The sequence below is a fragment of the Stenotrophomonas sp. genome (genome assembly GCF_036662295.1).
Classification (GTDB): Bacteria; Pseudomonadota; Gammaproteobacteria; order Xanthomonadales; family Xanthomonadaceae; genus Stenotrophomonas.
The window spans coordinates 1-23929 of record NZ_JAVWXA010000059.1 but is presented as its reverse complement, the minus strand read 5'-3'; the positions used below and the strand labels follow the sequence as shown (position 1 = coordinate 23929).

Here is a 23929-nt window from a genome sequence, read left to right as displayed (position 1 = left end):
CCGGTGCGCACCGAAAAAGCCGGTAGTGCCGGCCGCTGGCCGGCTTCCCACAGCCACCGTGTCCTCAGCGATCACCGACCAGTGCGGCGGACGTTGCTGTCCTGCCGCACACCCCCACCCCGCGCGACAGAGCCGGCACTCGCAAGGCTTCATACGCCGCGACGACAGAATCCCGCAAGTGGGCGAAGAACGTTTTTTTTGCCTGTTCGCCCATCTGCGGGGTGAGGCTTTGCTGAAGCACGCGAGTGCATTGCCTTGTCGCTTGAGCGCGTCGGCAACGCCAGCACGCCCGTCAGCGCAGTGCCGGCAGCAGGGTCTGTGCGTTGCCGTCGTTGGGGGCGGCCGGGACGCCGAGCAGGCGCGCCAGCAGCGGGTACAGGTCGACGTTGTCGAAGCCCGGCAGCACCTCGCCCTGCTTGAACGACGGACCGCGCGCGATGAACACCGCGCGCATCGACGGCAGTGCGTTGTCGTAGCCGTGCGAGCCGCGATTGCCCGGCATGCGCTTGGCCAGGCTGGCGCGCGTCAGTGCATTCCAGCCCTCGTGCATCTGGCACACGATCGGCGGCACGCGCGGGTTGCGGCCGTAGGCCCAGCGCGCCGGCAGCGTCTGCCGCGTCCAGCAGTCGTAGTTCGCATGCGCGCCCAGCAGCGCCTTCTCCGCCGCAGCGTTCTGGCCCGGCAATGGCGCGAACCCGATCGACTGGCCCACCGACACGTCCTTGGCGATCAACGGATCGACCATGTCTTCCACCGCGATCGTGTGGCCCTCGGGTACCTCGGCCATGCCGTGGTCGGACACCACGATCACGTTGGTCCCCGCCGCCAGGCCGCGCGCCTGCAACCCGTCCAGCAGGCGCCCGATCGCCGCATCGACCTCGCGCACCGCGGCCGCGTACTCCGGCGAATCCGGGCCGTGGTCGTGGCCGGCGTGATCCACCTGCTCCATGTAGAGCGTCACCAGGCGCGGTGCCTGCGCATCGGTCTGCCCGACCCAGCCCAGCACCTGGTCCACCCGGTCATCGAGCGCCACCGTGCTGTCGTACACCCGCCACTGGCTCGGGCGCACGCCCTGGATCGCCGCTTCGCTGCCTGGCCACGACCAGGTCGCGGTGCGGACGCCGGCCTTCTCCGCGCCCACCCAGATCGGTTCGCCGCCCCACCAGCGCGCATCGGTGACCGCTTCGGGCTTGCTCAGGCGGAAGGTGCCCAGCTCCTCGGCCTGCATGCTGTTGTGGATGATGCCGTGGTGGTCCGGGCGCAGGCCGGTCACCAGCGTGTAGTGGTTGGGGAAGGTCAGCGAGGGGTAGGACGGGGTCATCCAGCGCGCCCGCACGCCGCTGTCGACGATGCGCGAGAGGTTGGGCGTCAGGCCGCGGTCGAGCATGTCCGCGCGCAGGCCATCGATGGACACCAGCAGCAGTCTGGGCGGCGCGGCGGTCGTGGCCTGCGCGGCCGCCGGGTGCGGGCGCGTGGACGGGACGCTGGTACAACCGGCCAGCGCGAGGGCGGCGGCAAGCGCCAGGCAAAGGCGAACGGAAATCATCCGGCCATGATAGTGCGCTGCAGTGACGCGGCGAAGACAACCAATGGCACGGGCGCGCTCAGGCGAACAGCGACGCCCCCCGCGTTTCCAGCTGCAGCAGCGCGGCCTTGGTCGGCAGGCCGCCGCCAAACCCGGTGAGTGCGCCGTTGCGCCCGATCACGCGGTGGCAGGGCAGCACGATCGGCAACGGGTTGCGCCCGTTGGCCGCACCCACCGCGCGGCTGGCGGTGGGGTGGCCGATGTGGCGGGCCAGGTCCACATAGCTCCAGGTCTGCCCGAACGGGATGTCGGCCAATGCCGTCCACACGCGCAGCTGGAAGTCGGTGCCGTGCGGGGCCAGCGGCAGGTCGAAGTGCTGGCGCTGCCCGGCCAGGTATTCCAGCAACTGCGCGCGCGCCGGGGCCATCGCCCGCGGATCGTGCTGCCAGTGCGCGCGGCCCTTGGCGTCGTAGCGGTTGTTCTCGAACAGGATGTGGTGGATGCCCTGGCTGTCGCCGGCCACGGTGAGGGGCCCGATCGGGCTGTCGAACGTGTCATAGCGCAGGGTCATGGACGCACTCCAGGGGAGGGGGAAGACAGGTGCCACAGGTGCAGCACCGCATAGGCGCGCCACGGCCGCCACGCCTGCGAGCGCGCCTCGGTGGCCCGCTCGCTCAGCCGCTTGTCGCCGCCCAGCACCTGCTGCAGGACCAGGTCGCCGGCCGGGAAGGCATCGGGCAGGGCGAGCGCGCGCAGGGCCATGTAGTGCGCGGTCCACGGGCCGATGCCGGGCAAGGCCACGCAGCGCTCGACGAAGCTCTCCAGGCGCTGGCCGGCGCCGAAATCCAGCCGCCCCTCGGCCACTGCCGTGGCCACCGCGCGCACGGTGGCCGCGCGGGTGCTGGGCAGGCCAATGGTTTCCAGGGGTGCATCGGCCAGTTGCTGCGGGGTGGGGAACTGGCGGTCCAGGCCCTCGGGCATGCCCGCCAATGCCTGCCCGAACCGATCGACCACGCGCCGTGCCAGGGTGGTGGCCGCCGCGACGCTGACCTGCTGGCCCAGCACCGCACGCACCGCCACTTCGAAGCCTTCCCAGCCCCCGGGCACGCGCAGGCCGGGCCGTTGCGCGATGCCGCGTGCCAGCAGCGGGTCCTGGCCGAGCGTGGCATGCACGATGCGCAGGTCTGCATCGAGGTCGAAGATGCGCCGCACCCGGCGCACGATGCCGGGAATCGCGCGCGGATCGACCTGGCCCAGTTGCAGGCGCAGTTCGGGGCGGCGCGGATCGGCGCTGACCCGGATCACGCTGGGGCGCTCGGGCGGGCCGATCACGCGCTGGTAGCTGTCGTCGCCGATGCATTCGATGCCGGGGATCGAGCGCCGGCGCAGGAAGGCCAGCATCGCGGCGAAATCCAGCGGCGGCCGGTAGCCCAGGCGCAGGGTGAGGCCGCTCGCATCGGGTGCGGCCGGCTGCTGGCGGCGGATCGCGGTCGGTGCCATGCCGCAGCCCTCCAGGAAGGCGGCGTTGAAGCGGCGCAGGCTGTTGTAGCCGGCCGCCATGGCCACGTCGGTGACCGGTAGTGCGGTTTCGGTGAGCAGCTGCTTGGCCAGCAGCAGGCGGCGGGTGGCGTGGATCTGCGCCGGGGCGGCGCCGAGCCGGGCCACGAACAGGCGCTGCAACTGGCGCGCGCTCAGCCCCAGGCGCATGGCCAGCGCGGCCACCGGCGCCTCCTGCAGGAAGCCGTCGTGGATCAGGGCCAGCGCACGCTGCAGCGTCTCGTTGCTGAGGGCATCCTGCGCTTCCGGCGCCAGTTCCGGGCGGCAGCGCAGGCAGGGGCGGAAACCGGCCGATGCGGCGGCCGCGGCCGTAGGGTAGTAATCCACGTTGTGCGGCTTCGGCGGCGGTGCCGGGCAGACCGGGCGGCAGTAGATGCCGGTGCTGCGCACGGCGGTGAAGAACACCCCGTCGAAGCGGGCATCGCGGGCCAGCCGGGCGCTTTCGCAGGCGGTGTAATCCAAGGGCAGGGCGCTATCCATGGCACCCAGTCTATGCCGGCCGCGCGGGCCAGGCTCGCCGTTTTCGGACACCAATGCGAAGGCGCGACGGGGTGGTTCAGGGCAGGTTCCCGCGGGCAGGGCCGGGCGCACTAGACTGTGGGTCCGCGTGCCGTTGGCGCGTTCCCCCGTACGGATACCAGGTCGTTCATGTTGCTCAAGTCGTGGTGGTTGCCGCTGTTGTGCCTGGGACTGGCCGCTTGCGGCCCGCTGGAAAACCCGGGCAATGTCACCGCCGCCGACAAGGCCGTGCGCGCGCAGGCCGCCGACGGCGACCACATGGTCTCCATCAACGCCGCCGATGCGCCCGCACCGCCGCCGCCACCGCCCCGGCGCGGCGACCTGGGCTGGCCGGCGGCCGCACTGGAAAACGGCAAGGCATGGGTGAGCTGCGATACCGACTACGCCGGTGAGGCCGGTGACGGGCGCGCGCTGGAGGCCCTGGACCGCGCCAGCCTGGAAACGGCGTTGGCACCGTGTGCCGAGCGCGGCCTGGTGCGGGTGCGCTATGCGGGCAAGATCAACCCCGGCTTCTCCGAACTGGTGGCGCGCCTGGCCATGGTGGCCGATGCGCAGCGTATCTCCCGGCGCATCCTCGACCTGGATTCCAGCGGGGGCCAGGTGGAAGCGGCGATCGTGGCCGGCGACCGCATCGGCGAATCCAACTGGACCATCTGGATCCGCGAGGGGTCGGTGTGCCACAGCGCCTGCGTGTTCGTGCTGGCCGCCGGCGACAACCGGCTGGTGGCGGGCAAGGTCGGCATCCACCGGATGATGCGGATCAGCTCCAAGGCCACCTCGCGCGCCGAACTCAACCTCGAGCTCCACCAGGTGTACGACAACGTCAAGGATTACCTGCAGCGCAACGGCGTGGCCGTGGGCGTGGCCGACCTGATGATGACCGTGCCCAACCGCAGCCTGCGCCTGCTGAGCAGCGAGGAACTGCGCCAGTTCGGCCTGGATGGCACCAACGCGGTGCAGGATGACCTGGAGCGGATCAAGCAGATGCGCAAGTGCGGGGATGATTTCGTGCGCCGCAAGGATGCGTTCCTGGTGGCCTTCGACCAGGAGTGCAAGCGCGACGGCAGCGAACTGGAGGCGGTCAACAGCTGCGGGCAGACGCTCAAGCAGCGCTACGGTTTCCCCGACGCGAGCTGCCCCGATGAGAGCCCGTTGTCGGAAATCGACGTCAGCACGCTGCTGCCCGCACCGGCCACGCCCACGCGCGAAACCGCGGTGGAACGCACCGCCAGCGATGCCGGCCAGCCGCCGGCGGAAACGGCCGAGCGCAACTGACGGACCGCTCACGGTGTTCCCGTAGACTGGACCGGTTACTTCCAGCCAACGGTGTCCTGATGCGTGTTCCGCTGCTGCTGTCCTCCCTGCTGCTTGCCGCCGCCGCCCAGGCGCAGACCCCGCCGCCGGCCACCCCGGCACCGGCGCCGGCACGTCCGGCCCCTGCCGCCACGGCGGCCCCCGCGCCTGCCGCCCGCCCGGCCCTGACCCCGGCGCAACAGGCGCAGGTGCACAAGCAGGATGCGGAGATCAGCGCGGCCGCCCTGCAGGTGGCGCAACTGGTGGACACCAACCGCGCCGCCGAGGCGTGGAAGGGGGCCTCGGCGGTGGCCCGCAAGTCGGTCACCGAACAGGCCTTCGTCAGCCAGCTCAGCGCCGATCGCAAGCGCCTGGGCGCGTTGGCCTCACGCGGCCAGCCGGTGGTGACCCGGGTCAAGTACGCGCCCGGGGCCACGGTGCCCGAAGGGCTGTACATCAACGTGAGCTTCCCGACCCGGTTCGCCAACAGCGCCCAGCCGGTTCGCGAGCTGGTGTCCTTCCGCCTGGACGAAGACAAGGTGTGGCGCCTGGCCGGTTACAGCGTGCGCGCCGCGACCCCCTGATCGCCGTTGCCAACTCGAGGAGTGCGTCATGGGTATCGAAATCCAGATGCTGGTGTGGTCGATCGCGCTTGGCCTGGTGCATCTGTTCGCCGCGTCCACCGCGGTCACCCGCGAGCGCGGCCTGAAGTGGAACGCCTCGGCGCGCGATGGGCAGAGCCCGCCGGTGCGGCCGTTGACCGGGCGCCTGCAGCGCGCCCAGGCCAACTTCATGGAGACCTTCCCGTTCTTCGCCGCCGCGGTGCTGGCGGTGGTGGTGACCCAACGCCAGGACGGGCTGACCGCACTGGCCGCGCAGCTGTATTTCTGGGCGCGCGTGGTCTACCTGCCGTTGTACGCGGCCGGCGTGCCGTATGTGCGCAGCCTGGTGTGGCTGGCCTCGCTGGTGGGCATCGTGCTGCTGGCCTGGTCGCTGTGCCCGGGCGGGTGAACCGGCGCCGACCCCGCTGATCCAGATCAAGGTGGGCGGCGGCCATCGGCGTTAGGCTGGCCCGGACACGCAATGGCAGGATGGGATATGTCCGAAGGAAGCCGGCAGGCGCAGCCTGCACTGGAAACACAGGTGGACGTGGTGGTGGTCGGTGCCGGGCCGACGGGGCTGTGTTTTGCCCGCTCGCTGGCCGACAGCGGCCTGCGGATCGCGCTGGTCGAGCAGCAGCCGCAGGCGGCGCTGGCCGAGGCCGCCTTCGACGGGCGCGAAATCGCCCTCACCCATGCGTCGCGGCAGATCCTGGAAACGCTCGGGATCTGGGCACGGCTGGACCCGGCCGAGATCTCCCCGCTGCGCGATGCCAAGGTGCTCGATGGCGCCTCGCCGTTCGCGCTCACCTTCGCCGATACCCAGCGCAACGGCGGCGACCTGGGCTGGCTGGTGCCCAACCACCTCATCCGCCGCGCCGCGTGGGCCAGCGTGCAGGGCCAGGCCGGGCTGGAGGTGCTTACCGAGGCGCGGGTGGCCAGCGTGGTCACCAGTGCGCAGGACAGCGTGGTGACGCTGGCCGATGGCCGCCGCCTGGTGACGCGCCTGGTGGTCGCCGCCGACAGCCGCTTCTCCAGTACCCGGCGCATGTTGGGGATCGGCGCGCGGATGCGCGACTTCGGCAAGTCGATGCTGGTCTGCCGGATGCAGATCGAGGTGCCGCACCGGCACACGGCGTGGGAGTGGTTCGGCTATGGGCGCACGCTGGCGCTGTTGCCGCTCAACGGCGACCAGGCCTCGGCGGTGATCACCCTGCCGCCGCGCGAGATCGAGGCGCTGATGGCGCAGGACGCGGCCGGCTTCGGGCGCAGCGTCAGCGGGTTCTTCGAGCACCGGCTGGGGGCGATGCAGCCGGTCGCGCGGCCGCAGGCCTATCCGCTGGTCGGGGTGTACGCCAACGCGTTCGTCGGCGAGCGCTGCGCCCTGATCGGCGATGCCGCCGTGGGCATGCATCCGGTCACCGCGCACGGCTTCAACCTGGGCCTGGCCAGCCAGCACCGGCTGGCCACCTGCGTGGCGCGGGCCGCCGCGCAAGGGCGCGACATCGCCGCCCCGGCCGGGCTGGCCGCCTACGAACGCGGCCACCGGCTGGCCTCGCGGCCGTTGTACGAGGCCACCAACGCCATCGCCGCCCTGTACACCGACGACCGGTTGCCGGCGCGGGTGCTGCGCAAGGCCGGGCTGCGCCTGGCGCAGGGCGTGTCGCCGTTCCGCCAGCTGATCGCCGCCCACCTGGTCCAGCGCCACGCGCCGGCCTGAGGGGTTCAGGGCGCGTCGGTATCGGCGATCACGTGGATGGTGGTGTCGGCGAACTGCACCACCTGGCCGCCGCGGATCTTGCAGGCCTTGCGCAGTTCCACCTCGCCATCGACCAGGACCTGGCCGTCGGCGATCACCGTCTTGGCCTCCCCGCCGCTGGTGACCAGGTCGGCCAGCTTGAGCAGCTGCTTGAGTTCGACGTAGTCGCTGTCCAGTTCAAATTCGAGGGTCTGCATGGGGCGGGTATCCTGGGAGGGGGCGCCGGCGGTTGCCGGGGCGGAGAAGGGCGCGTATTGTGCGCCAGCGGGCCGCGCAACGGCATCCATGCGGGAATCTGTACGCGTCATTCAGGAACGATGCGGTATCATTCCGCCCTGAGCGAGTGAATCTCCTCCGACCGAGCAGCGCCAGGGCACGCGATAAGAAAGGGCGCCCAAAGCGCGGACCATCCCCTTTTTTATCTCACTGCCACCCAAACGGCAGTGCTTCGGAGTTCCCCATGTCCCAAGAATCCCCCGCGCCGCTGCTGTTCGCAGACCTCGGCCTGTCCGACGCTGTGATGAAGGCCGTGGCCGCCGTCGGCTACGAAACCCCCTCGCCGATCCAGGCCGCCACCATCCCGGCCATGCTGGAAGGGCGCGACGTGCTCGGCCAGGCGCAGACCGGCACCGGCAAGACCGCTGCCTTCGCGCTGCCGGTGCTGTCCAACCTGGACTTCAACCAGACCAAGCCGCAGGTGCTGGTGCTGGCGCCCACCCGCGAACTGGCCATCCAGGTCGCCGAGGCGTTCCAGACCTATTCCTCCGGCATCCCCGGCTTCCGCGTGCTGCCGGTCTACGGCGGCCAGCCCTACGGCCAGCAGCTGCAGGCCCTGCGCCGTGGCGTGCACGTGATCGTGGGCACCCCGGGCCGGGTCATCGACCACCTGGACCGCGGTACCCTGGACCTGTCCGAGCTGAAGACGCTGGTCCTGGACGAAGCCGATGAAATGCTGCGCATGGGCTTCATCGACGACGTCGAGGCCGTGCTCAAGAAGCTGCCGGAGACCCGCCAGGTTGCCCTGTTCTCGGCCACCATGCCGTCGCAGATCCGCCGCATCGCGCAGACCTACCTGAAGAACCCGGCCGAAGTGACCATCGTCAGCAAGACGACCACCTCGGCCAACATCCGCCAGCGCTACTGGTGGGTGAGCGGCATGCACAAGCTCGATGCGCTGACCCGCATCCTGGAAGTGGAGCCGTTCGATGCGATGATCATCTTCTCGCGCACCAAGGCGGCCACCGAAGAGCTGGCCGAGAAGCTGCAGGCGCGTGGCCTGGCCGCGGCCGCCATCAACGGCGACATGCAGCAGGCCCAGCGCGAGCGCACCATCGGCATGCTCAAGGAAGGCAAGCTGGACATCCTGGTGGCCACCGACGTGGCAGCCCGTGGCCTGGACGTGGAACGCATCAGCCACGTGCTGAACTACGACATCCCCTACGACACCGAAAGCTACGTGCACCGCATCGGCCGTACCGGTCGTGCCGGCCGCACCGGTGATGCGATCCTGTTCGCCACCCCGCGCGAGAAGGGCATGCTGCGTGCGATCGAGCGCGCCACCCGCCAGCCGATCGAAGAAATGCAGCTGCCGAGCGTGGACGCGGTCAACGACACCCGCATCAGCAAGTTCATGAGCCGCATCAGCGATGCGCTGGACGCCGGTGGCACCGAGTTCTACCGCGACCTGCTGCAGCGCCTGGAAGGCGAGAAGAACGTGCCGGCGATCGACATCGCCGCCGCGCTGGCCAAGCTGCTGCAGGGCGATTCGCCGTTCCTGCTGACCCCGCCGGTGCGCGGTGCGCGCGAAGAGCGTGCGCCCAACCCGCGCAATGATCGCAACGACCGTGGCGAGCGCCCGGCCCGTTTCGAGCCGCGTTTCGAGCGTGGCCCGCGTCGTGAAGACGACCGCGGCCCGCGTCCGCCGCGTCCGGAAGGCGATTTCGGCAACAGCGATGGCGGCTTCGAGCGCGCCCCCCGCCGTGACATCGCCCCGCGCGGTGCCCCGGAAGCGGGCATGGAAACCTTCCGCATTGAAGTGGGCCACGTGCATGGCGTGAAGCCGGGCAACATCGTCGGCGCGATCGCCAACGAAGCCGGCCTGGAAAGCCGCTTCATCGGCCGCATCGACATCCACGACGACTTCTCGGTGCTGGACCTGCCGGCGGAGATGCCCAGCGACCTGCTGACCCACCTCAAGAAGGTGTGGGTCTCCGGCCAGCAGCTCCAGATGCGCAAGGTGGAGCCGGGTGAAGACCTGACCCCGTCGCCGCGCCCGGCGTTCAAGCCGAAGTTCGGCCAGGGCAAGCCGCGTGGTCCGGGTGGCCCGCGCAGCGGCCCCGGCGGCAACGACCGCCCGCCGCGTCGCGACGGGTTCAAGCCGCGCGGTCCGCGCAGCTTCTGATCGCCCCGGCGGTCCACGCAACGCCAGCCTCCGGGCTGGCGTTGTCGTTTCCGGGCGGCGGAGGGGCCGCCCGTCTTCACGCGGCGGTTTCGCGCGGCGTCAACATTGCGCGCTCTAGCCTGACCGTTCTGCTATACCGGACGTAGTACCCACGCCGACGGCTTACGGGGGATGACGATGCTGGCAACTGGCAAGGATGTTGGTGCGACAGCCGTCCCGTATCCCACTCGCGGGCTGACCCTGCGTTTCGTGCTGCTGACCGGCATGGCGATCGGGCTGGTCGGTATTTCGGCGCTGATCCAGGAGCTGCAGGCGGCCTCCACGGCCTGGATCGTGGGCCAGAGCCACTGGTCGCGCAGCCAGCAGCAGGCCAGTTTCGCGCTGGGCCGTTACATCAACAGCGGCGATCCGGCCGACCTGGCCGAAGCACGCGGCGCGCTGGCGGTGCCGATGGGCGACCTGGATGCGCGCCGGGCCCTGGAGCAGCCCGGGCTGGACCTGGAGCGCGCGCGCCGTGGCTTCCTGCAGGGCGGCAATGCGCCGGGTGACATCAACCGGCTGATCCTGTCCTTCCGCTATCTCGGCCACCTGGGCTATTTCCGCGATGCGGTGCGGTTGTGGCGGCAGACCGACGCGGGGCTGCAGCAGCTGTCGCAGATCGCCGACCGCGCCGAAGCGCTGCATGCCGACGGCTGGCCGGCACGCCCGCAGCGGCAGGCACTGCAGGACCACCTGCACGCGCTGGATCGCAGCCTGCAGGCGCAGGCCAAGGCGTTTTCGCTGTCGTTGCTGCGCACCGCCTCGGTGGTGCGCATGACCACCCTGGTGGTCGGCGGGCTGTCGGTGCTGCTGATCACGCTCATGGCAGTGATGCTCTCCCGGCGCGTGCGGCACGACCTGCTGGACAAGGAAAGCCGGTTCCGCGCCGCGTTCTACCAAGCCACGGTGGGCATGCTCAAGCTGGACCATGCCGGGGTGGTGCTGGAGGCCAACCAGGCGATCGCCGATATCCTGGACCATCGCCGCGAGGCGCTGCTGGGCATGCCCCTGCACGACCTGCTGGTGGAGGGCGAACTGGTGCTGGACGAGGACGGGAAGATCGACTGGGTGCGCCAGCTGCGCCCGGGCGAACTGCGCTTCATGCGCGCCGATGGCGGCCTGATGTGGGGCCGGTGGAGCGGCACGATCGTGCGCACCCCCGGACGTGAGCCGACGGTGTTTGCCATCGTCGAGGATGTCTCGCAGAACCATGCGCTGGCCCGCGAGGTGGAACACCATGCCAGCCACGATCCGCTGACCGGCCTGGTCAACCGCCGCGAGATCGAACGCCTGCTCGAGCATGCGCTGCTGGACGTGCGCAGCCACGGCGGCGTGCACAGCCTGTGCTACATCGACCTGGACTACTTCAAGCTGGTCAACGACGGCCTGGGCCATGCCGCCGGCGACCAGCTGCTGCGCAACTTCGCCGACTACCTGGTCGGGGCGGTCCGCGACGGCGACTGGGTGGGCCGGATGGGCGGCGATGAATTCGCGCTGTTCCTGGCCAACGCCGGCCAGGACGAGGCCAAGCAGGTGCTGCAGCGGATCGTGCGCAGCCTGGGCCAGGCCAGCTTCCAGCATGGCGATGGCACCCCGCGGGTGAGCTGCAGCGTGGGCGTGGTGGAAGTCACCCGCGAGGCGGTGGATGTGAACTGGCTGATGAGCGCGGCCGACAGTGCCTGCTATGCGGCCAAGGAAGCCGGGCGCAACCGCGTGCATTGCTACAACGAGAGCCGCCCGGCGCTGGATGAGCGCCGGCTGGAGGCCGAGCGGTTGGCGCGCGTCTCCAGCGCCATCGCCGAGAACCGCATGCTGCTGTATGCCCAGCGCATCGCGCGGGTGGGCGATCCGGCATTCCTGCATTACGAGGTGCTGGTGCGCATGCGCAGACCCGAGGGCGTGTTGCAGAGCCCCGGCGAGTTCATGCCGGCGGTGGAGCGCTACGGCATGGGCATGGCGCTGGACCGGCACGTGCTGGGGCTGCTGTTCCGCCACCTGCAGGTGTGCCCGGCGCACGTGCAGCGGCTGGGGCTGTGCAACGTCAACGTGTCGGCCCAGTCGATCGCCGAACCGACCTTCCTGGCCTTCGTCTGCGACCTGCTGGAACGCAACCGTGGGCTGGCCCGCAAGCTCTGCTTCGAGGTCACCGAGACGGCGGCGATCAACAACCTGGCCCAGGCCCGCAGCTTCATCGAGGCGGTCAAGGCGCGTGGCTGCCGGGTGGCGCTGGACGACTTCGGCTCGGGGATGTCCTCCTTCGGCTACCTGCGCCAGTTGCCGGCGGACATGCTCAAGATCGACGGCGTGTTCGTGCGCGACATGGACATCGATCCGGTCAGCCGCGCGGCGGTGCGGGCGATCACCGAGATCGGCCGCGAGCTGCACATGACCGTGATCGCCGAATGGGTGGAGTCGGCCGAGGTGGCCGAGCAGTTGCAGGTGCTGGGCGTGGACGGGCTGCAGGGCTATGCGATCGAGCGGCCGATGGCGCTGGAACGGATGACCCAGCCGGCGCTGCGCCCGGTGCGCAGCGCCCCGGGACCGGGGCCGGACGGGCAGCGCGGCAGCTCCTGAGGGCGCGGGCGGGCCGGGTTGGCCCCGGCTGCGTGAAGACGCCGGGTTCTTGCGATAATCCGGCCAGGGGCGGCACGCAACCTGCGTAGCGGCAGCATCGATGGGCGGGCAGGGGTGTGGGGGACACGCATGGCAGGATCGTGGGCTTACAGGCGATGACACGGCTGGCCTGGCTGCTGCTGTGGCTGCCACTGCTGGCACTGGCCGGCACGGCGAGCAGTGGGCCGGCCCGGATCGGCAGCGACGTGCTGCTGCTGGGCGAGGCCACCGACGAGCGCACGCCGCAGCGCGCCTGCAGCCCGGACGTACTGGCCCGGCACGAGCAGGTGCTGTCGGTGCCGGCGCCGGCCGGGGGCTGGTCGGGCGAGCCGCAGGCGGTGGACGTGTTCGGCGTGCTCTCCGGCGAAGTCCGCATCAGCCACGGCGACCGCGAGATCTGCGGCAGCATGCACGATGCGCGTACCCGCGACTCCCGCTTCCGCGCCGGGGTGGGCATGGTGGCGGTGCCCAAGGCCGGCGAGCGCGAGCCGATCGTGGTGTCCTGGGCCACCCCGCTGAAGCCACGCTGGATTCCCACCGTGCAGCTGGGCGCGCCCAGCCCGGTGCAGCAGAACGACACCGCGCGGCTGCTGGTGCGCGCGGCCTGCATCGCGGTGGCCATCGCGCTGGCGCTGTCGGCGCTGATCGGCTACGTCACCGCCAAGGACCGCTCCTTCCTCATCTACGTGGCCGTCTGCCTGCTGTTCGTGCTCTGGCAGGCGGTGCTGGGCGGGCTCAGCGGCTACCCCGAACCGTGGCTGCCGGTGGACGACCGCGCCTCGTGGTGGCTGGTGGCGCTGACCGCGTTCACCGAGGCCACGCTGTTGCCCGTGCTGTGGCGGCTGAATGGCGGCGACCGGCTCTGGCCGCGGTCGCGGGGCGCCCAGCAGGGCGTGCTGTGGACGCTGGTGGTGGTGGGCCTGTGCGTGCCCTCGATGGGCCTGGCCGCGCTGACCTGGTGGGCGGCCGCGCTGGAAAACCTGTACCTGCTCGGCTGCGCGGTCTGCCTGGGCGTGGGCCTGTGGGCGGTGAGCCGCCGCGACCGTTACGCGCTGGCCGGGTTGAGCGCGCTGGTGCCCTGGGGCGTGATGATGGTGGCCGATGCGCTGCGCGCGCAGTGGCTGGTGGCCTATCGCATCGAGACGCTGCAGCTGTCGGCGACCTGGTTCCTGATGATGTCCGCCTATGCGCTGAACCTGCGCCTGGGCCGTCTGCGCCAGCAGCGCGACGAGATGCGCCAGCTGGCCGACACCGATTCGCTCACCGGCCTGCCCAACCGGCGTGCCGGGTTGCGCCTGCTGGCCGAGTACCTGGCGCGGGCGCGGCAGGAGGACCAGCCGCTGGCGATCGGGTTCCTGGACATCGACCTGTTCAAGGACATCAACGACCAGTTCGGCCACGAGGTGGGCGACCAGGTGCTGGTGGCGGTGGCGCGCAACCTGCGCGACAGCGTGCGCAACCGCGAGGACGTGATCCGCATGGGCGGGGAGGAGTTCCTGGTGCTGCTGCCCGGGGCCAACCGCGGCAGCGCCCTGGCCCGGCTGGAAAGCGTGCGCCAGCACGTGCAGGCGGTGACCGCGATCCTGGCCGTGCCCGGCCTGTCGGTGTCGGCCAGCATCGGCCTGGCGGTGCTGCGCGGCGACGGCGACGACCTGCCGTCGCTGCTGCGCCGCGCCGACCACGCCATGTACTGCGCCAAGCGCGCCGGCCGCAACCAGGTCTACGACGCCGAACGGGCGGTGGCCGCGGAAGAGCGGATGCCGGTCTGAACGACGGTCGCCCTGCGCGGGCCGGGTTTGCCGGATAATGCGCCGATGACTATCCGACTCAACAAGCACATCGCCGACACCGGCTTCTGTTCCCGCCGCGAGGCCGACCGCCTGATCGGCGAGCGCCGCGTCACCGTCAATGGCCACCCGGCCGGCACCGGCGCGGTGGTCGGCGAGGGCGACGTGGTGCTGGTGGACGGCCAGCCGCTGCGCGCGCGCGAGGCCAAAAAGGCCGGCGGCCGCAAGCACGTGTACATCGCCCTGAACAAGCCGGTGGGCATCACCTGCACCACCGAGAGTTCGGTCAAGGGCAACATCGTCGAGTTCGTCGGCCACGAGCAGCGGATCTTCCCGATCGGCCGCCTGGACAAGGATTCCGAAGGCCTGATCCTGCTCACCAGCAACGGCAACATCGTCAACCAGATCCTGCGTGCCGAGAACGGCCACCAGAAGGAATACATGGTGGCGGTCAACAAGCCGGTCACCGACGAGTTCCTGCGCGGCATGGCCCGCGGGGTGCGCATCCACGATGAAACCACGCTGCCCTGCCGCACCAGCAAGCTGGCCAAGTTCGGTTTCCGTATCACCCTGCAGCAGGGCCTGAACCGGCAGATCCGTCTGATGGCGGCCGCGTTCGGCTTCCGCGTCACCCAGCTGCGCCGGGTGCGCATCGACAACATCAAGCTGGGCGCGCTCAAGCCCGGCCAGTGGCGCAACCTGACCGATGCCGAGTTGAAGGCGCTGCTGCCACAGCAGCTGGAGTGGTAAACCCCGGCCTCACGCGCTGAACGAATGGCCGGGCTAGACTGGGCAGGCACAACATCACGCCTGTACCGATGATCAAGCCGTCCAAGCCGGACAACGAAGAGCAGCGCCTGCTGGCGCTGCAGCGCTACCAGATACTGGATACGTCGCAGGAACGGTCGTTCGAGGATCTGGTCACCATCGCCACCGCGCTGTGCGGCACCCGCATGGGCGCGGTGACGCTGGTCGACCGTGATCGCCAGTGGTTCAAGGCCCGGCTCGCGCTGGAGGCCACCGAGACCTCCCGCGACGTCTCCTTCTGTGGCCATGCCATCCTGCAGCCGGACCAGGTCATGGTGGTGGAAGATGCCACCCAGGACCCGCGCTTCTTCGACAACCCGGTGGTGGTGGAGGACCCGCACGTGCGTTTCTACGCCGGGGCGCCCCTGCTCAGCCTGGACGGCCTGCCGCTGGGCACCCTGTGCGTCTTCGACCCCAACCCGGGCCAGCTGCGCCCGGACCAGGCCCAGGCGCTGGCCGCGCTGTCGCGCCAGGTGTCGCTGGTGATGGAGCTGCGCCGCTACGCCCATGAGATCCAGCAGCACATGAGCGACCGCGCCTGGTACGAGCATCGCCTGGCCGAATACAACACGCTGCTGGAGCAGCAGAACGCCGACCTGGCCGAACAGAGCCGCACCGATCCGTTGACCGGGCTGCCCAACCGGCGGGCGATGAGCGTGGCGCTGGAAACGGCGGTGCGCGATGCCGACGGCCAGCCGCGGCAGACCGCGGTGGCGCTGCTGGACATCGACCACTTCAAGCGCGTCAACGATCTCTACGGCCACGCCACCGGCGACCACGTGCTGGCCGAGTTGGCCCGGGTGCTGCGCGCGCAGTTTGCCGGGCAGGGCCTGGCCGCGCGCTTTGGCGGCGAGGAATTCGTGGTGCTGATGCCCGACACCAGCCTGGACACGGCCGAGCTGCAATGCGATTTCCTGCGCATGGCCGTGGCCGACCTGCCGCTGGGCATCCCGCTGACCATCAGCATCGGGGTGGCCGCCCATCGCCATGGCGACAGCGTGGAGCAGACCCTGGCACGTGCCGATGCGGCGCTGTACCAGGCCAAGGACCAGGGCCGCAACCGGGTGGTCCGCGCCGCCTGAGAGCCGGTTCGCACCCGGTGCGACGGCGCGCTGGCATGCTGGGCACCCCACCTGCCACCGCCCTTGCCATGCTGCAGACCCTGGCCGTCTCCAACTATCGTTCGCTGTACGAGCTGGTGGTGCCGATGGGCCGCCTGAACCTGGTCACCGGCGACAACGGCAGCGGCAAGTCCAGCCTGTACCGCGCGCTGCGCCTGCTGGCCGAGACCGCGCGCGGCGGGGTGGCCGCGTTGCTGGCACACGAGGGCGGCCTGGCGTCGGCGCTGTGGGCCGGCCCGGCGCGGATCGACGCGCGCATGCAGCGTGGCGAGGTCCCCGTGCAGGGCCAGGCCAACGCGCCGTCGGTCGCGCTGCGGCTGGGGTTTGCCACCGACGATTTCGGCTACGCGATCGACCTGGGCCTGCCGGTGGGCGGCGGTTCGATGTTCGATCACGACCCCCAGATCAAATGCGAGAGCCTGTGGGCCGGCCCGTTCCTGCGCAGCGCCAACGCGCTGGTGGAACGCCGCGGCGCGCGGGTGCGGCGCCGCAACGGCCCGCGCTGGGACGTGCTGGACGAGCACCTGTCGGTGTTCGAGAGCCTGTTCACCCAGGTGGCCGATCCGCAGCGCATGCCCGAGGTGCTGGTGCTGCGCGAGGCGATCCGCCATTGGCGCTTCTACGATCATTTCCGCAGCGACCCGCAGGCGCCGGCGCGGCAGGCGCCGCTGGCCACGCGCACCCCGGTGCTCAGCGCGGATGGCGGCGACCTGGCCGCGGCCTGGCAGACCATCGTGGAGATCGGCGATCCGCAGGCCCTGGCGCACGCGGTGGACGATGCGTTCCCTGGTGCGCAGGTGTTGATCCAGGCGCACGAGGGGCGGCTGCACCTGAAATTCCAGCAGCCGGGCCTGCTGCGTCCGTTGTCGGCGCCGGAACTGTCCGACGGCACGCTGCGCTATCTGCTGCTGATCGCCGCGTTGCACACCCCGCGCCCGCCGCCGCTGATGGTGCTCAACGAGCCGGAGACCAGCCTGCACCCGGACCTGCTGCCGGCGCTGGCCCGGTTGATCATCGCCGCCAGTGCGCGCAGCCAGCTGTGGGTGGTGTCCCACGCCAGCCGCCTGATCGCGGCCGTGCAGGAAGCGCCGGCCTGCCATCGGATCAGCCTGCACAAGGAATTCAGCCAGACCCGCGTGCTCGGCCAGGGCCTGCTCGATGCGCCGGCCTGGTACTGGCCCACGCGCTAGCGTCGCGCGGGGGCCGCGGCGAGCCGCTTACTCCACGATGTTGCGGGCCTCGGCGGTGCCCAGGATCTCCGGGTGCTTGACCGGCTTGCGTCGGTTCAACAGCGGATGCAGGAACACCGCACCGACGATGATCGCCACGCCCGCATAGAACGGCGGCGCCAGTTCGCGCTGCTCGCTCAGCAGCACCATCGCCAGCACGATCGCATAGACCGGCTCCAGGTTGGTCACCAACTGCACGGTGTAGGCGCTGAGGTGGCGCAGCGCGACCAGCGCCAGCGCGAACGGCAGCAGCGTGCACAGCCCGGCCAATGCCAGCAGCAGCACGCCGTCGTGCACGCTGGGCACCACCCACAACGGGCTGGCCAGGGCCGGCAGCAGGAACGGCAGCAGCGGTGCCAGCAGGGTGAGGGTGAGGGTGCCGGCGCCCAGTTCCAGTGCGGTCACCGTGAGCGGGTCGGCATGGCTGACCAGGCGCTTGTTGAGCGAGCCGAAGGCCGCCACCAGCAGCGCCGACAGCGCCCCGATCAGCACGCCCATGCGCATCCCGTGCGGCACGCCGCCCACCACCAGCGCCACGCCCGGCAGCACCGCGATGCCGAAGGCCAGTTCGCGCAGCTGGAACGGCCGCTTGGCCACCCACGGTTCGATCACGGCGGTGAACACCGGTGCCAGTGCGATGCAGGTGGCCGCCACCGAGGCATTGGCCAGCTTCACCGCACCGTAGAAGGTGAGCCAGTGCAGCGCCACCAGCGCGCCCACGCCGCAATAGCCGGCAAACAGCGCCGGCGACAACTGGCGCAGGCCGCGCCATACCCGCGGCAGCAGCGCCAGCATGGCCACCACCAGCAGCATCCGCCACCACACCAGGGGCAGGGCAGGCAAGGTGATCAGCTTGCCGAGGATGGCGGTGACGCCCCACAGCAGCACACAGAAATGGATTTGCAGCAGCGCTCTGCGGGTATCGGTCATCGGCATCGCACTATTGTGCGGCAAGCCGGCCATCGTCGCGATCCATCCACGCCGGGGCCCGGCCGGCATGGCATGCTGCGCCGATGAACGCCACGCCGCTGCCACCTCCCCGCCGACGCGCCCGCGCGCTGGCCGGGCTGACCGCACTCACCGCCCTGGCCTCGCTGGTGCTGCAGTACGCGCTGCTGCTGCAGACGGTGGGCGCCACGGCGGGCAACGGGCAGGCGCTGCTGCGCCTGCTGGGCTACTTCACCATCCTGAGCAACATCGGCGTGGCCGCGGTGTGCCTGGCACGCGTGCGCGGGCGCGGCGACGGCATGGCCGCACCGGTGCCGGCCGCCGCGGTGGCGCTGTACATCGGCATCACCGGCCTGGTCTACGTGCTGGTGCTGCGCGGGCTGTGGCACCCGCAGGGCTGGCAATGGTGGGCCGATGCCGGCCTGCATTACGCGGTGCCGGTGCTGTACCTGCTGGGCTGGCTGACCGGCCCGCACGGTTACCTGCGCTGGCCGCAGCTGGGCGTCGCGCTGCTGTTCCCGGCGCTGTACCTGGGCTGGGCGCTGCTGGTGGGCCGCTGGAGCGGGCAGTACCCGTATCCGTTCCTGGACCTGGGCGCGCTCGGTGCCGCGGCAGTGGCGCGCAACGCGCTGGTGGTGGGGCTGGCGTTCGTCGTGTGCGGTGCGTTGCTGTGGCGGCTCGATGCCCGCCTCGGCAGGCGCCAGCCGGCATAGCCGGCGCTATCGGGCGCCGACCTGGGCCAACTGGTCGCGCAGTGCCATCGCCGCCCCCGGATTGCGCTGCTTGGCTGCCCCGATGAACAGGATGTACACCTCGCGCGGGCCGCGCGTTCCGCTGTCGCTGCCCACATGCGGCAGGTCCGGATTGTCCTCGCCGCGTGCCCAGCGCATCGCGCGCAGGCACCACTGCTCCAGCGCCCGTTGCGGATAGCCGGCGCGCAGGTTGGCACGCGCGTCCATCAGGCGCGCATAAACGAAATCGGCGGTCGGATCGGCAAAGCTGGGGTGCTCGTTCGAGCCGCTCATCACCAGCGCCACATTGTGCGCGCGGGCCACGGCGATCAAGGCGGGTGTCCACGCCGCCGGATTACGCACTTCCAGGGCGTGCTGCAGGCGCTGGCCGTGGGCGCTCGTCGGCAGCAGCGCCAGAAAGGCGTCGAAGGCCGCCGCGTCGGCCGGGTGGGTGGGGCCGAACTGCCACACCAAGGGGCCGAGCCGGTCTTCCAGGGCCACGATGCCGTCGACGAAGGCGGCCACCCGCGGCCCCACCGTGGTCAGGTCATGGGTCTGGGTGATGGTGCGTGGGGCCTTGGCCGAAAAGCGGAACCCCGGCGGCGTCTGCTCGCGCCATTGCGCGTAGATCGCAGGCTTCTGCGCCCGGTAGAAGGTGCTGTTGATTTCGATGCAGCCCAATGCGCGGCTGGCGTGCGCCAGTTCCTCGCGCTGCGGCAGCCCGGCCGGATAGAAGGTGCCGCCGCGCCAGGCGGGGAACACCCAGCCCCCGATGCCGGTACGGATCGGCCCCGCTGGGCCCGTCATGCCGGCCCGGCGTGGTCGGCCCACGGGTCGTAGCTGCCAAACCACCACAGGTAGCCTTCCGGGTCGCGGCAGGCATAACCGCGGCCCCCATAGGGCTGGTCAGCGATCGGGATCACCACCTGTGCCCCGGCTGCCACGGCACGCGCATGGTGCGCATCCGGGTCGGCCACGATCACGCAGGCGCTCTGGGTCTGGCGGCCGCCCACCTCGTCGGGGTGCACGCTGTGCCGGCCCCACTCGCTGGCATTGTCCACCGAGCCGAGCATCACCATGCCGCGGCCGTACACCAGCTGGGCGTGATGGACCACCTCGCCTTCGGCGTACACCGCCTGGGCGCGGAAGCCGAACGCGGCCTCCAGCCAGGCGATGGCGGCGTGCGCGTCGCGGTAGCGCAGGCACGGGATGAGGGTGGAGCCGGTGGCGTCGGGCGCAGTCATGCGGGTCTCCGGAGCGGCGCTCCTTCTGGCACAGGCGAGCCTGCCGGGGCGCGCGTTACCATCGTGCGAAACCCGCGCCGGGCCCGTTCCGGGCCTCAACGCCCCCGCGACACGCAACTGGAGACACTGTTTGAACACATCCTGGATCGGAGGCGTCGTGCTGCTGGCATGCGCACCTTTGGCGTCGGCAGCGGTGCCGGCGGAACTGCAGCGGCTGGACGCCACCGTGGAGCGCGTGCGCAGCCAGTTCGACGTGCCCGGCATCGCCGTGGCGGTGGTCAAGGATGGGCAGGTGGTGCTCGAACGCGGCTACGGGGTGCGCGAGCTGGGCAAGCCGGACCCGGTGCAGGCCGATACGTTGTTTGCGATCGCCTCCAACACCAAGGCCTTCACCGCCACCTCGCTGAACCTGCTGGCCGAGCAGGGCAAATTGAAGATGGATGACCGGGTGATCGATCACCTGCCGGGCTTCCGCATGTCCGACCCGTACGTCACCGGCGAGATGCGCATCCGCGATCTGCTGTCCCATCGCAGCGGGCTCAGCCTGGGCGCCGGCGACCTGCTGTTCTGGCCCACCACCGCCTACAGCAACCAGGAGGTGGTGCAGCGCCTGGCCAAGGTGCCGCTCAAGGCCGGCTTCCGTGATCGCTATGCCTACGACAACATCCTCTACGCGGTGGCCCAGCAGGTCATCGAGCAGGTGTCCGGGCAGTCCTACGCCGCGTTCCTGCAGCAGCACATCTTCACCCCGGTCGGCATGGCCGGCACGCGCTACAACGCCGACCACCTCCAGCCCGGCGACAGCGCGGCGGTGGGGCATGCCAAGTACGATTTCACCCAGCTGCAGAAGGTGGCGCCGCTGACCTGGTCCAACAATGCCGGCGCCGGTGGCATCTACTCCAGCGTGCACGACATGGCACGCTGGATGAAGGTGCAGCTGGCCCACGGCACGCTGGAGAACGGGCAGCCGCTGTTCAGCGCCAAGAGCCAGCAGGGCATGTGGCAGATGATCACCCCGCAGGCCGTGGCCGAGCCGAGCGTGCCGCAGCTGGCCGCCGCGCGCCCCAATTTCGCCGGCTACGGCGAGGGCTGGAGCCTGAGCGACTACCGCGGCCAGAAACTGGTCTGGCACACCGGCGGCTGGCCGGGCATGGTCTCGCGGGTGACCCTGGTGCCCGAGCAGAACCTGGGCATCGTGGTGCTGACCAACCAGGAAGTGGGGGCCGCGTTCAATGCGATCACCATGGACGTGCTCGACGCCTACCTGCAGGCCCCGCAGACCGACTGGGTGGCCGCCTATGCTGCCGCGGTCGCCAAGGCGCAGGACAAGGCCGACGAGGGCTGGGCCCGGCACCAGGCCGCGCGCGACGCCCGTTCCCGGCCGTCGCTGCCGCTGGCCGGGTATGCCGGTGGCTACCGCGATGCCTGGTACGGGGATGTGTTCGTGGAGCAGAAGGGCGGCGCGCTTCGCCTGCGCTTCGGCAAGACCGCCCAGCTGGTGGGCACGCTGTCGCATTGGCAGCACGACACCTTCCTGGTGCGCTGGGACGACCGCTCGCTCAATGCCGATGCCTTCGTGAACTTCAGCCTGGATCCGGACGGCAAGGTGCGCGAGGTGCGCATGCAGGCGATCTCCTCGCTGACCGATTTCAGCTTCGATTTCCAGGACCTGCTGTTGCTGCCGGTCGCCGAGGAGGCCAAGGGCTGAACCGCGCGCGCCGCGTGAGCTGCAGGTAACGGCACCGGGCAGGCCGCGATGGGATAATCGCGGCCTGCTTTGCTTCTGGGTAAGGGAATGTTCCGCTGGTTTGAATCGCTGATTCCGGTTTTTCCGCCCATCGATGGCCGCATGCCGCCGCGCACGGTGGTGCCGTTCTACATCCACTACCTGCGCCCGGTCTGGCCGGTGCTGCTGGCCACGCTGGTGGCCGGGCTGCTGCTGGCGCTGGTGGAAGTGGCGATGTTCGACTTCCTCGGCCGCATCGTGGACATGGTGGCCGAGCAGCCGGGCAGCGGCTTCTTCGCCCGCCACGCCGACACGCTGCTGTGGATGGCGGCCATCACGCTCATCGCGCGGCCGGTGCTGGTGTCGCTGCACAGCCTGCTGGTGAACCAGGCGATCGTGCCGGGCCTGAGCAACCGCTCGCGCTGGCTCATGCACAACTACGTGGTGCGCCAGAGCCTGAGCTTCTTCCAGAACGACTTCGCCGGCAGCATGGCCAACCGGGTGATGCAGACCGGTACCTCGCTGCGCGAGTCGGCGGTGCAGATGGTCGATTCGCTGTGGTACATCATCGTCTACACCGGCACCGCGCTGTACCTGTTCGCCCAGGCCGACTGGCGCCTGATGATTCCGCTGGGGCTGTGGATGGCCGGCTACGCGGTGATCATGTGGTACTTCGTGCCGCGCGCGAAGGAGCGTGCGTGGATCGCCTCTGAAGCGCGCTCCAAGGCGATGGGCCGCATCGTGGACGGCTACACCAACATCCCCACGCTGAAGCTGTTCGCCCATGGCGGGCGCGAGCAGGCCTACGTGGCCGAGGCGATCGAGGAGCTGGCCACCAAGCACCGTGGGCAGACCCGGGTCACCACCGGCCTGGAAGTCACCATCGCCATCGTCAACGGCTTCCTGATCGTGGGCACCTGCGGGCTGGCGCTGTGGCTGTGGAACGGGGGCCACATCACCGTCGGTGCGATCACCCTGGCCACCGGCCTGGTGATCCGCATCCACAACATGTCCGGCTGGATCATGTGGACCATCAACGGCATCTTCGAGGACATCGGCACGGTGCAGGACGGCATCACCACCATTGCCCAGCCGCTGACCGTGCAGGACCGCGAGGACGCGACGGCGCTGCAGGTGGCGCAGGGCGCGGTGCGTTTCGATGACATCCACTTCCACTACGGCAAGCGTGGCGGGGTGATCGCCGGGCTGGACCTGACGGTGAAACCGGGCGAGAAGATCGGCCTGGTCGGCCCGTCGGGGGCGGGCAAGTCGACCCTGGTCAACGTGCTGCTGCGCCTGTACGACCTGGAAAGCGGCCACATCCGCATCGACGGCCAGGACATCGCCGGGGTGACCCAGGAGAGCCTGCGCCGGCAGATCGGGGTGGTCACCCAGGACACCTCGCTGCTGCATCGCTCGATCCGCGACAACCTGCTGTACGGCCGCCCCGGCGCCACCGAGGATGAACTGCGGGCCGCGGTGGCCAAGGCGCGTGCATCGGCCTTCATCGAGACCCTGCGCGACGGCGAAGGCCGCACCGGTTACGACGCGCACGTGGGCGAGCGCGGGGTGAAGCTCTCCGGCGGCCAGCGCCAGCGCATCGCCATCGCCCGCGTGCTGCTCAAGGACGCACCGATCCTGGTGCTGGACGAGGCCACCTCGGCGCTGGATTCGGAAGTGGAAGCGGCCATCCAGGACAACCTGGACGAGCTGATGGCCGGCAAGACGGTCATCGCCATCGCGCACCGGCTGTCCACCATCGCGCGCATGGACCGGCTGGTCGTGATGGACCAGGGCCGCATCGTGGAAACCGGCACGCACGCCGAGCTGGTGGCCGCGGGCGGGTTGTACGCACGGTTGTGGGCGCGGCAGACCGGTGGGTTCGTGGCGGCGGAGGGGTAGAGCCACCCCATGGGTGGCTGCTCTCCGGTGAGGGGACGGTAGGTACAGACGTTGTTCTTCGTTCCTGCATCGCGCTCAGCCACCCATGGGGTGGCTCTACCATCCGTGTGTGCCGGAATGGTGGACAGG

The 23929-nt window shown here is 70.4% G+C and carries 20 protein-coding genes; 13 read left to right on the top strand and 7 right to left on the bottom strand.

Annotated features, from left to right (window positions below; genetic code table 11):
* Window positions 1–292: 292 nt before the first annotated feature.
* From RSA25_RS12525 to RSA25_RS12515, 3 genes are read right to left on the bottom strand one after another with little or no spacing between them, the layout of a single operon-like run.
* A complete protein-coding gene (locus RSA25_RS12525; RefSeq protein ID WP_332809190.1) occupies window positions 293–1546 on the bottom strand; it encodes an ectonucleotide pyrophosphatase/phosphodiesterase in 1254 nt (417 codons plus the stop codon).
* Between the two features lie 58 nt (window positions 1547–1604).
* Window positions 1605–2096, bottom strand: coding sequence for a methylated-DNA--[protein]-cysteine S-methyltransferase (locus tag RSA25_RS12520; RefSeq protein ID WP_332809189.1), 492 nt, complete (start codon window positions 2094–2096; stop codon window positions 1605–1607).
* Complete coding sequence (locus tag RSA25_RS12515; RefSeq protein WP_332809188.1) at window positions 2093–3562, bottom strand: AlkA N-terminal domain-containing protein; 1470 nt, start codon at window positions 3560–3562, stop codon at window positions 2093–2095. The genes RSA25_RS12520 and RSA25_RS12515 overlap by 4 nt, the downstream gene beginning before the upstream one ends.
* Window positions 3563–3733: 171 nt before the next feature.
* On the opposite strand from RSA25_RS12515, the gene RSA25_RS12510 reads away from it, so the two are divergent.
* From RSA25_RS12510 to ubiM, 4 genes are all read left to right on the top strand, one after another.
* Window positions 3734–4876, top strand: a complete 1143-nt coding sequence (locus tag RSA25_RS12510) for a hypothetical protein (protein WP_332809194.1) — start codon at window positions 3734–3736, stop codon at window positions 4874–4876.
* 56 nt (window positions 4877–4932) lie between these two features.
* Window positions 4933–5478, top strand: coding sequence for a DUF4019 domain-containing protein (locus tag RSA25_RS12505; RefSeq protein WP_332809193.1), 546 nt, complete (start codon window positions 4933–4935; stop codon window positions 5476–5478).
* Window positions 5479–5506: 28 nt separating this feature from the next.
* Window positions 5507–5905, top strand: a complete 399-nt coding sequence (locus tag RSA25_RS12500) for an MAPEG family protein (protein WP_332809187.1) — start codon at window positions 5507–5509, stop codon at window positions 5903–5905.
* Window positions 5906–5992: 87 nt separating this feature from the next.
* The gene (gene ubiM, locus RSA25_RS12495; protein ID WP_332809186.1) at window positions 5993–7213 is read left to right on the top strand and encodes a 5-demethoxyubiquinol-8 5-hydroxylase UbiM; all 1221 of its coding nucleotides are present in this window, start codon (window positions 5993–5995) and stop codon (window positions 7211–7213) included.
* A gap of 5 nt (window positions 7214–7218) precedes the next feature.
* On the opposite strand, the gene RSA25_RS12490 is transcribed toward ubiM, so the two are convergent.
* Window positions 7219–7449, bottom strand: coding sequence for an RNA-binding S4 domain-containing protein (locus tag RSA25_RS12490; RefSeq protein ID WP_332809185.1), 231 nt, complete (start codon window positions 7447–7449; stop codon window positions 7219–7221).
* Window positions 7450–7712: 263 nt separating this feature from the next.
* Here RSA25_RS12490 and RSA25_RS12485 point away from each other — a divergent pair, with 263 nt between their 5' ends.
* From RSA25_RS12485 to RSA25_RS12460, 6 genes are all read left to right on the top strand, one after another.
* Entirely contained in the window at window positions 7713–9653 is a 1941-nt protein-coding gene (locus RSA25_RS12485) for a DEAD/DEAH box helicase (protein WP_332809184.1), read from the top strand.
* Window positions 9654–9830: 177 nt separating this feature from the next.
* Window positions 9831–12266, top strand: coding sequence for an EAL domain-containing protein (locus RSA25_RS12480; protein WP_332809183.1), 2436 nt, complete (start codon window positions 9831–9833; stop codon window positions 12264–12266).
* Between the two features lie 155 nt (window positions 12267–12421).
* Complete coding sequence (locus RSA25_RS12475) at window positions 12422–14074, top strand: diguanylate cyclase (protein WP_332809182.1); 1653 nt, start codon at window positions 12422–12424, stop codon at window positions 14072–14074.
* A 45-nt stretch (window positions 14075–14119) separates the two neighbouring features.
* Window positions 14120–14842: a pseudouridine synthase gene (locus tag RSA25_RS12470; protein ID WP_332809181.1), complete on the top strand. Its 723-nt coding sequence runs from the start codon at window positions 14120–14122 to the stop codon at window positions 14840–14842.
* A 68-nt stretch (window positions 14843–14910) separates the two neighbouring features.
* Complete coding sequence (locus RSA25_RS12465; RefSeq protein WP_332809180.1) at window positions 14911–15981, top strand: sensor domain-containing diguanylate cyclase; 1071 nt, start codon at window positions 14911–14913, stop codon at window positions 15979–15981.
* A gap of 68 nt (window positions 15982–16049) precedes the next feature.
* Window positions 16050–17210, top strand: a complete 1161-nt coding sequence (locus RSA25_RS12460; RefSeq protein WP_332809192.1) for an AAA family ATPase — start codon at window positions 16050–16052, stop codon at window positions 17208–17210.
* Between the two features lie 27 nt (window positions 17211–17237).
* Here RSA25_RS12460 and RSA25_RS12455 read toward each other — a convergent pair whose 3' ends face one another.
* A complete protein-coding gene (locus tag RSA25_RS12455; RefSeq protein ID WP_332809191.1) occupies window positions 17238–18185 on the bottom strand; it encodes a DMT family transporter in 948 nt (315 codons plus the stop codon).
* A 77-nt stretch (window positions 18186–18262) separates the two neighbouring features.
* Between RSA25_RS12455 and RSA25_RS12450 the strand changes: the two genes are divergently transcribed.
* Complete coding sequence (locus RSA25_RS12450) at window positions 18263–18910, top strand: Pr6Pr family membrane protein (protein WP_332809179.1); 648 nt, start codon at window positions 18263–18265, stop codon at window positions 18908–18910.
* Window positions 18911–18916: 6 nt separating this feature from the next.
* Here the strand turns inward: RSA25_RS12450 and RSA25_RS12445 are convergent, their stop codons facing one another.
* Both RSA25_RS12445 and RSA25_RS12440 read right to left on the bottom strand, forming a co-directional pair.
* Window positions 18917–19735 (bottom strand): DUF72 domain-containing protein, encoded by an 819-nt coding sequence (locus RSA25_RS12445; RefSeq protein WP_332809178.1) that lies wholly within the window; start codon window positions 19733–19735, stop codon window positions 18917–18919.
* A complete protein-coding gene (locus RSA25_RS12440) occupies window positions 19732–20172 on the bottom strand; it encodes a VOC family protein (RefSeq protein ID WP_332809177.1) in 441 nt (146 codons plus the stop codon). Before RSA25_RS12440 ends, RSA25_RS12445 begins: the two co-directional genes overlap by 4 nt.
* Window positions 20173–20302: 130 nt before the next feature.
* On the opposite strand from RSA25_RS12440, the gene RSA25_RS12435 reads away from it, so the two are divergent.
* Both RSA25_RS12435 and smrA read left to right on the top strand, forming a co-directional pair.
* Complete coding sequence (locus RSA25_RS12435) at window positions 20303–21880, top strand: serine hydrolase (RefSeq protein ID WP_332809176.1); 1578 nt, start codon at window positions 20303–20305, stop codon at window positions 21878–21880.
* 87 nt (window positions 21881–21967) lie between these two features.
* The gene (gene smrA, locus RSA25_RS12430) at window positions 21968–23800 is read left to right on the top strand and encodes a multidrug efflux ABC transporter SmrA (RefSeq protein ID WP_332809175.1); all 1833 of its coding nucleotides are present in this window, start codon (window positions 21968–21970) and stop codon (window positions 23798–23800) included.
* Window positions 23801–23929 lie beyond the last annotated feature (129 nt).

Excerpts from the sequence above, each read along its gene's own strand:
- RSA25_RS12525 (WP_332809190.1), bottom strand. The coding sequence starts at position 1,546 with ATGATTTCCGTTCGCCTTTGCCTGGCGCTTGCCGCCGCCCTCGCGCTG.
- RSA25_RS12450 (WP_332809179.1), top strand. The coding sequence starts at position 18,263 with ATGAACGCCACGCCGCTGCCACCTCCCCGCCGACGCGCCCGCGCGCTG.
- RSA25_RS12470 (WP_332809181.1), top strand. The coding sequence starts at position 14,120 with ATGACTATCCGACTCAACAAGCACATCGCCGACACCGGCTTCTGTTCC.
- ubiM (WP_332809186.1), top strand. The coding sequence starts at position 5,993 with ATGTCCGAAGGAAGCCGGCAGGCGCAGCCTGCACTGGAAACACAGGTG.
- RSA25_RS12455 (WP_332809191.1), bottom strand. The coding sequence starts at position 18,185 with ATGCCGATGACCGATACCCGCAGAGCGCTGCTGCAAATCCATTTCTGT.
- RSA25_RS12475 (WP_332809182.1), top strand. The coding sequence starts at position 12,422 with ATGACACGGCTGGCCTGGCTGCTGCTGTGGCTGCCACTGCTGGCACTG.
- RSA25_RS12485 (WP_332809184.1), top strand. The coding sequence starts at position 7,713 with ATGTCCCAAGAATCCCCCGCGCCGCTGCTGTTCGCAGACCTCGGCCTG.
- RSA25_RS12520 (WP_332809189.1), bottom strand. The coding sequence starts at position 2,096 with ATGACCCTGCGCTATGACACGTTCGACAGCCCGATCGGGCCCCTCACC.
- RSA25_RS12490 (WP_332809185.1), bottom strand. The coding sequence starts at position 7,449 with ATGCAGACCCTCGAATTTGAACTGGACAGCGACTACGTCGAACTCAAG.
- RSA25_RS12500 (WP_332809187.1), top strand. The coding sequence starts at position 5,507 with ATGGGTATCGAAATCCAGATGCTGGTGTGGTCGATCGCGCTTGGCCTG.
- RSA25_RS12465 (WP_332809180.1), top strand. The coding sequence starts at position 14,911 with ATGATCAAGCCGTCCAAGCCGGACAACGAAGAGCAGCGCCTGCTGGCG.
- smrA (WP_332809175.1), top strand. The coding sequence starts at position 21,968 with ATGTTCCGCTGGTTTGAATCGCTGATTCCGGTTTTTCCGCCCATCGAT.
- RSA25_RS12460 (WP_332809192.1), top strand. The coding sequence starts at position 16,050 with ATGCTGCAGACCCTGGCCGTCTCCAACTATCGTTCGCTGTACGAGCTG.
- RSA25_RS12440 (WP_332809177.1), bottom strand. The coding sequence starts at position 20,172 with ATGACTGCGCCCGACGCCACCGGCTCCACCCTCATCCCGTGCCTGCGC.
- RSA25_RS12480 (WP_332809183.1), top strand. The coding sequence starts at position 9,831 with ATGCTGGCAACTGGCAAGGATGTTGGTGCGACAGCCGTCCCGTATCCC.
- RSA25_RS12515 (WP_332809188.1), bottom strand. The coding sequence starts at position 3,562 with ATGGATAGCGCCCTGCCCTTGGATTACACCGCCTGCGAAAGCGCCCGG.
- RSA25_RS12445 (WP_332809178.1), bottom strand. The coding sequence starts at position 19,735 with ATGACGGGCCCAGCGGGGCCGATCCGTACCGGCATCGGGGGCTGGGTG.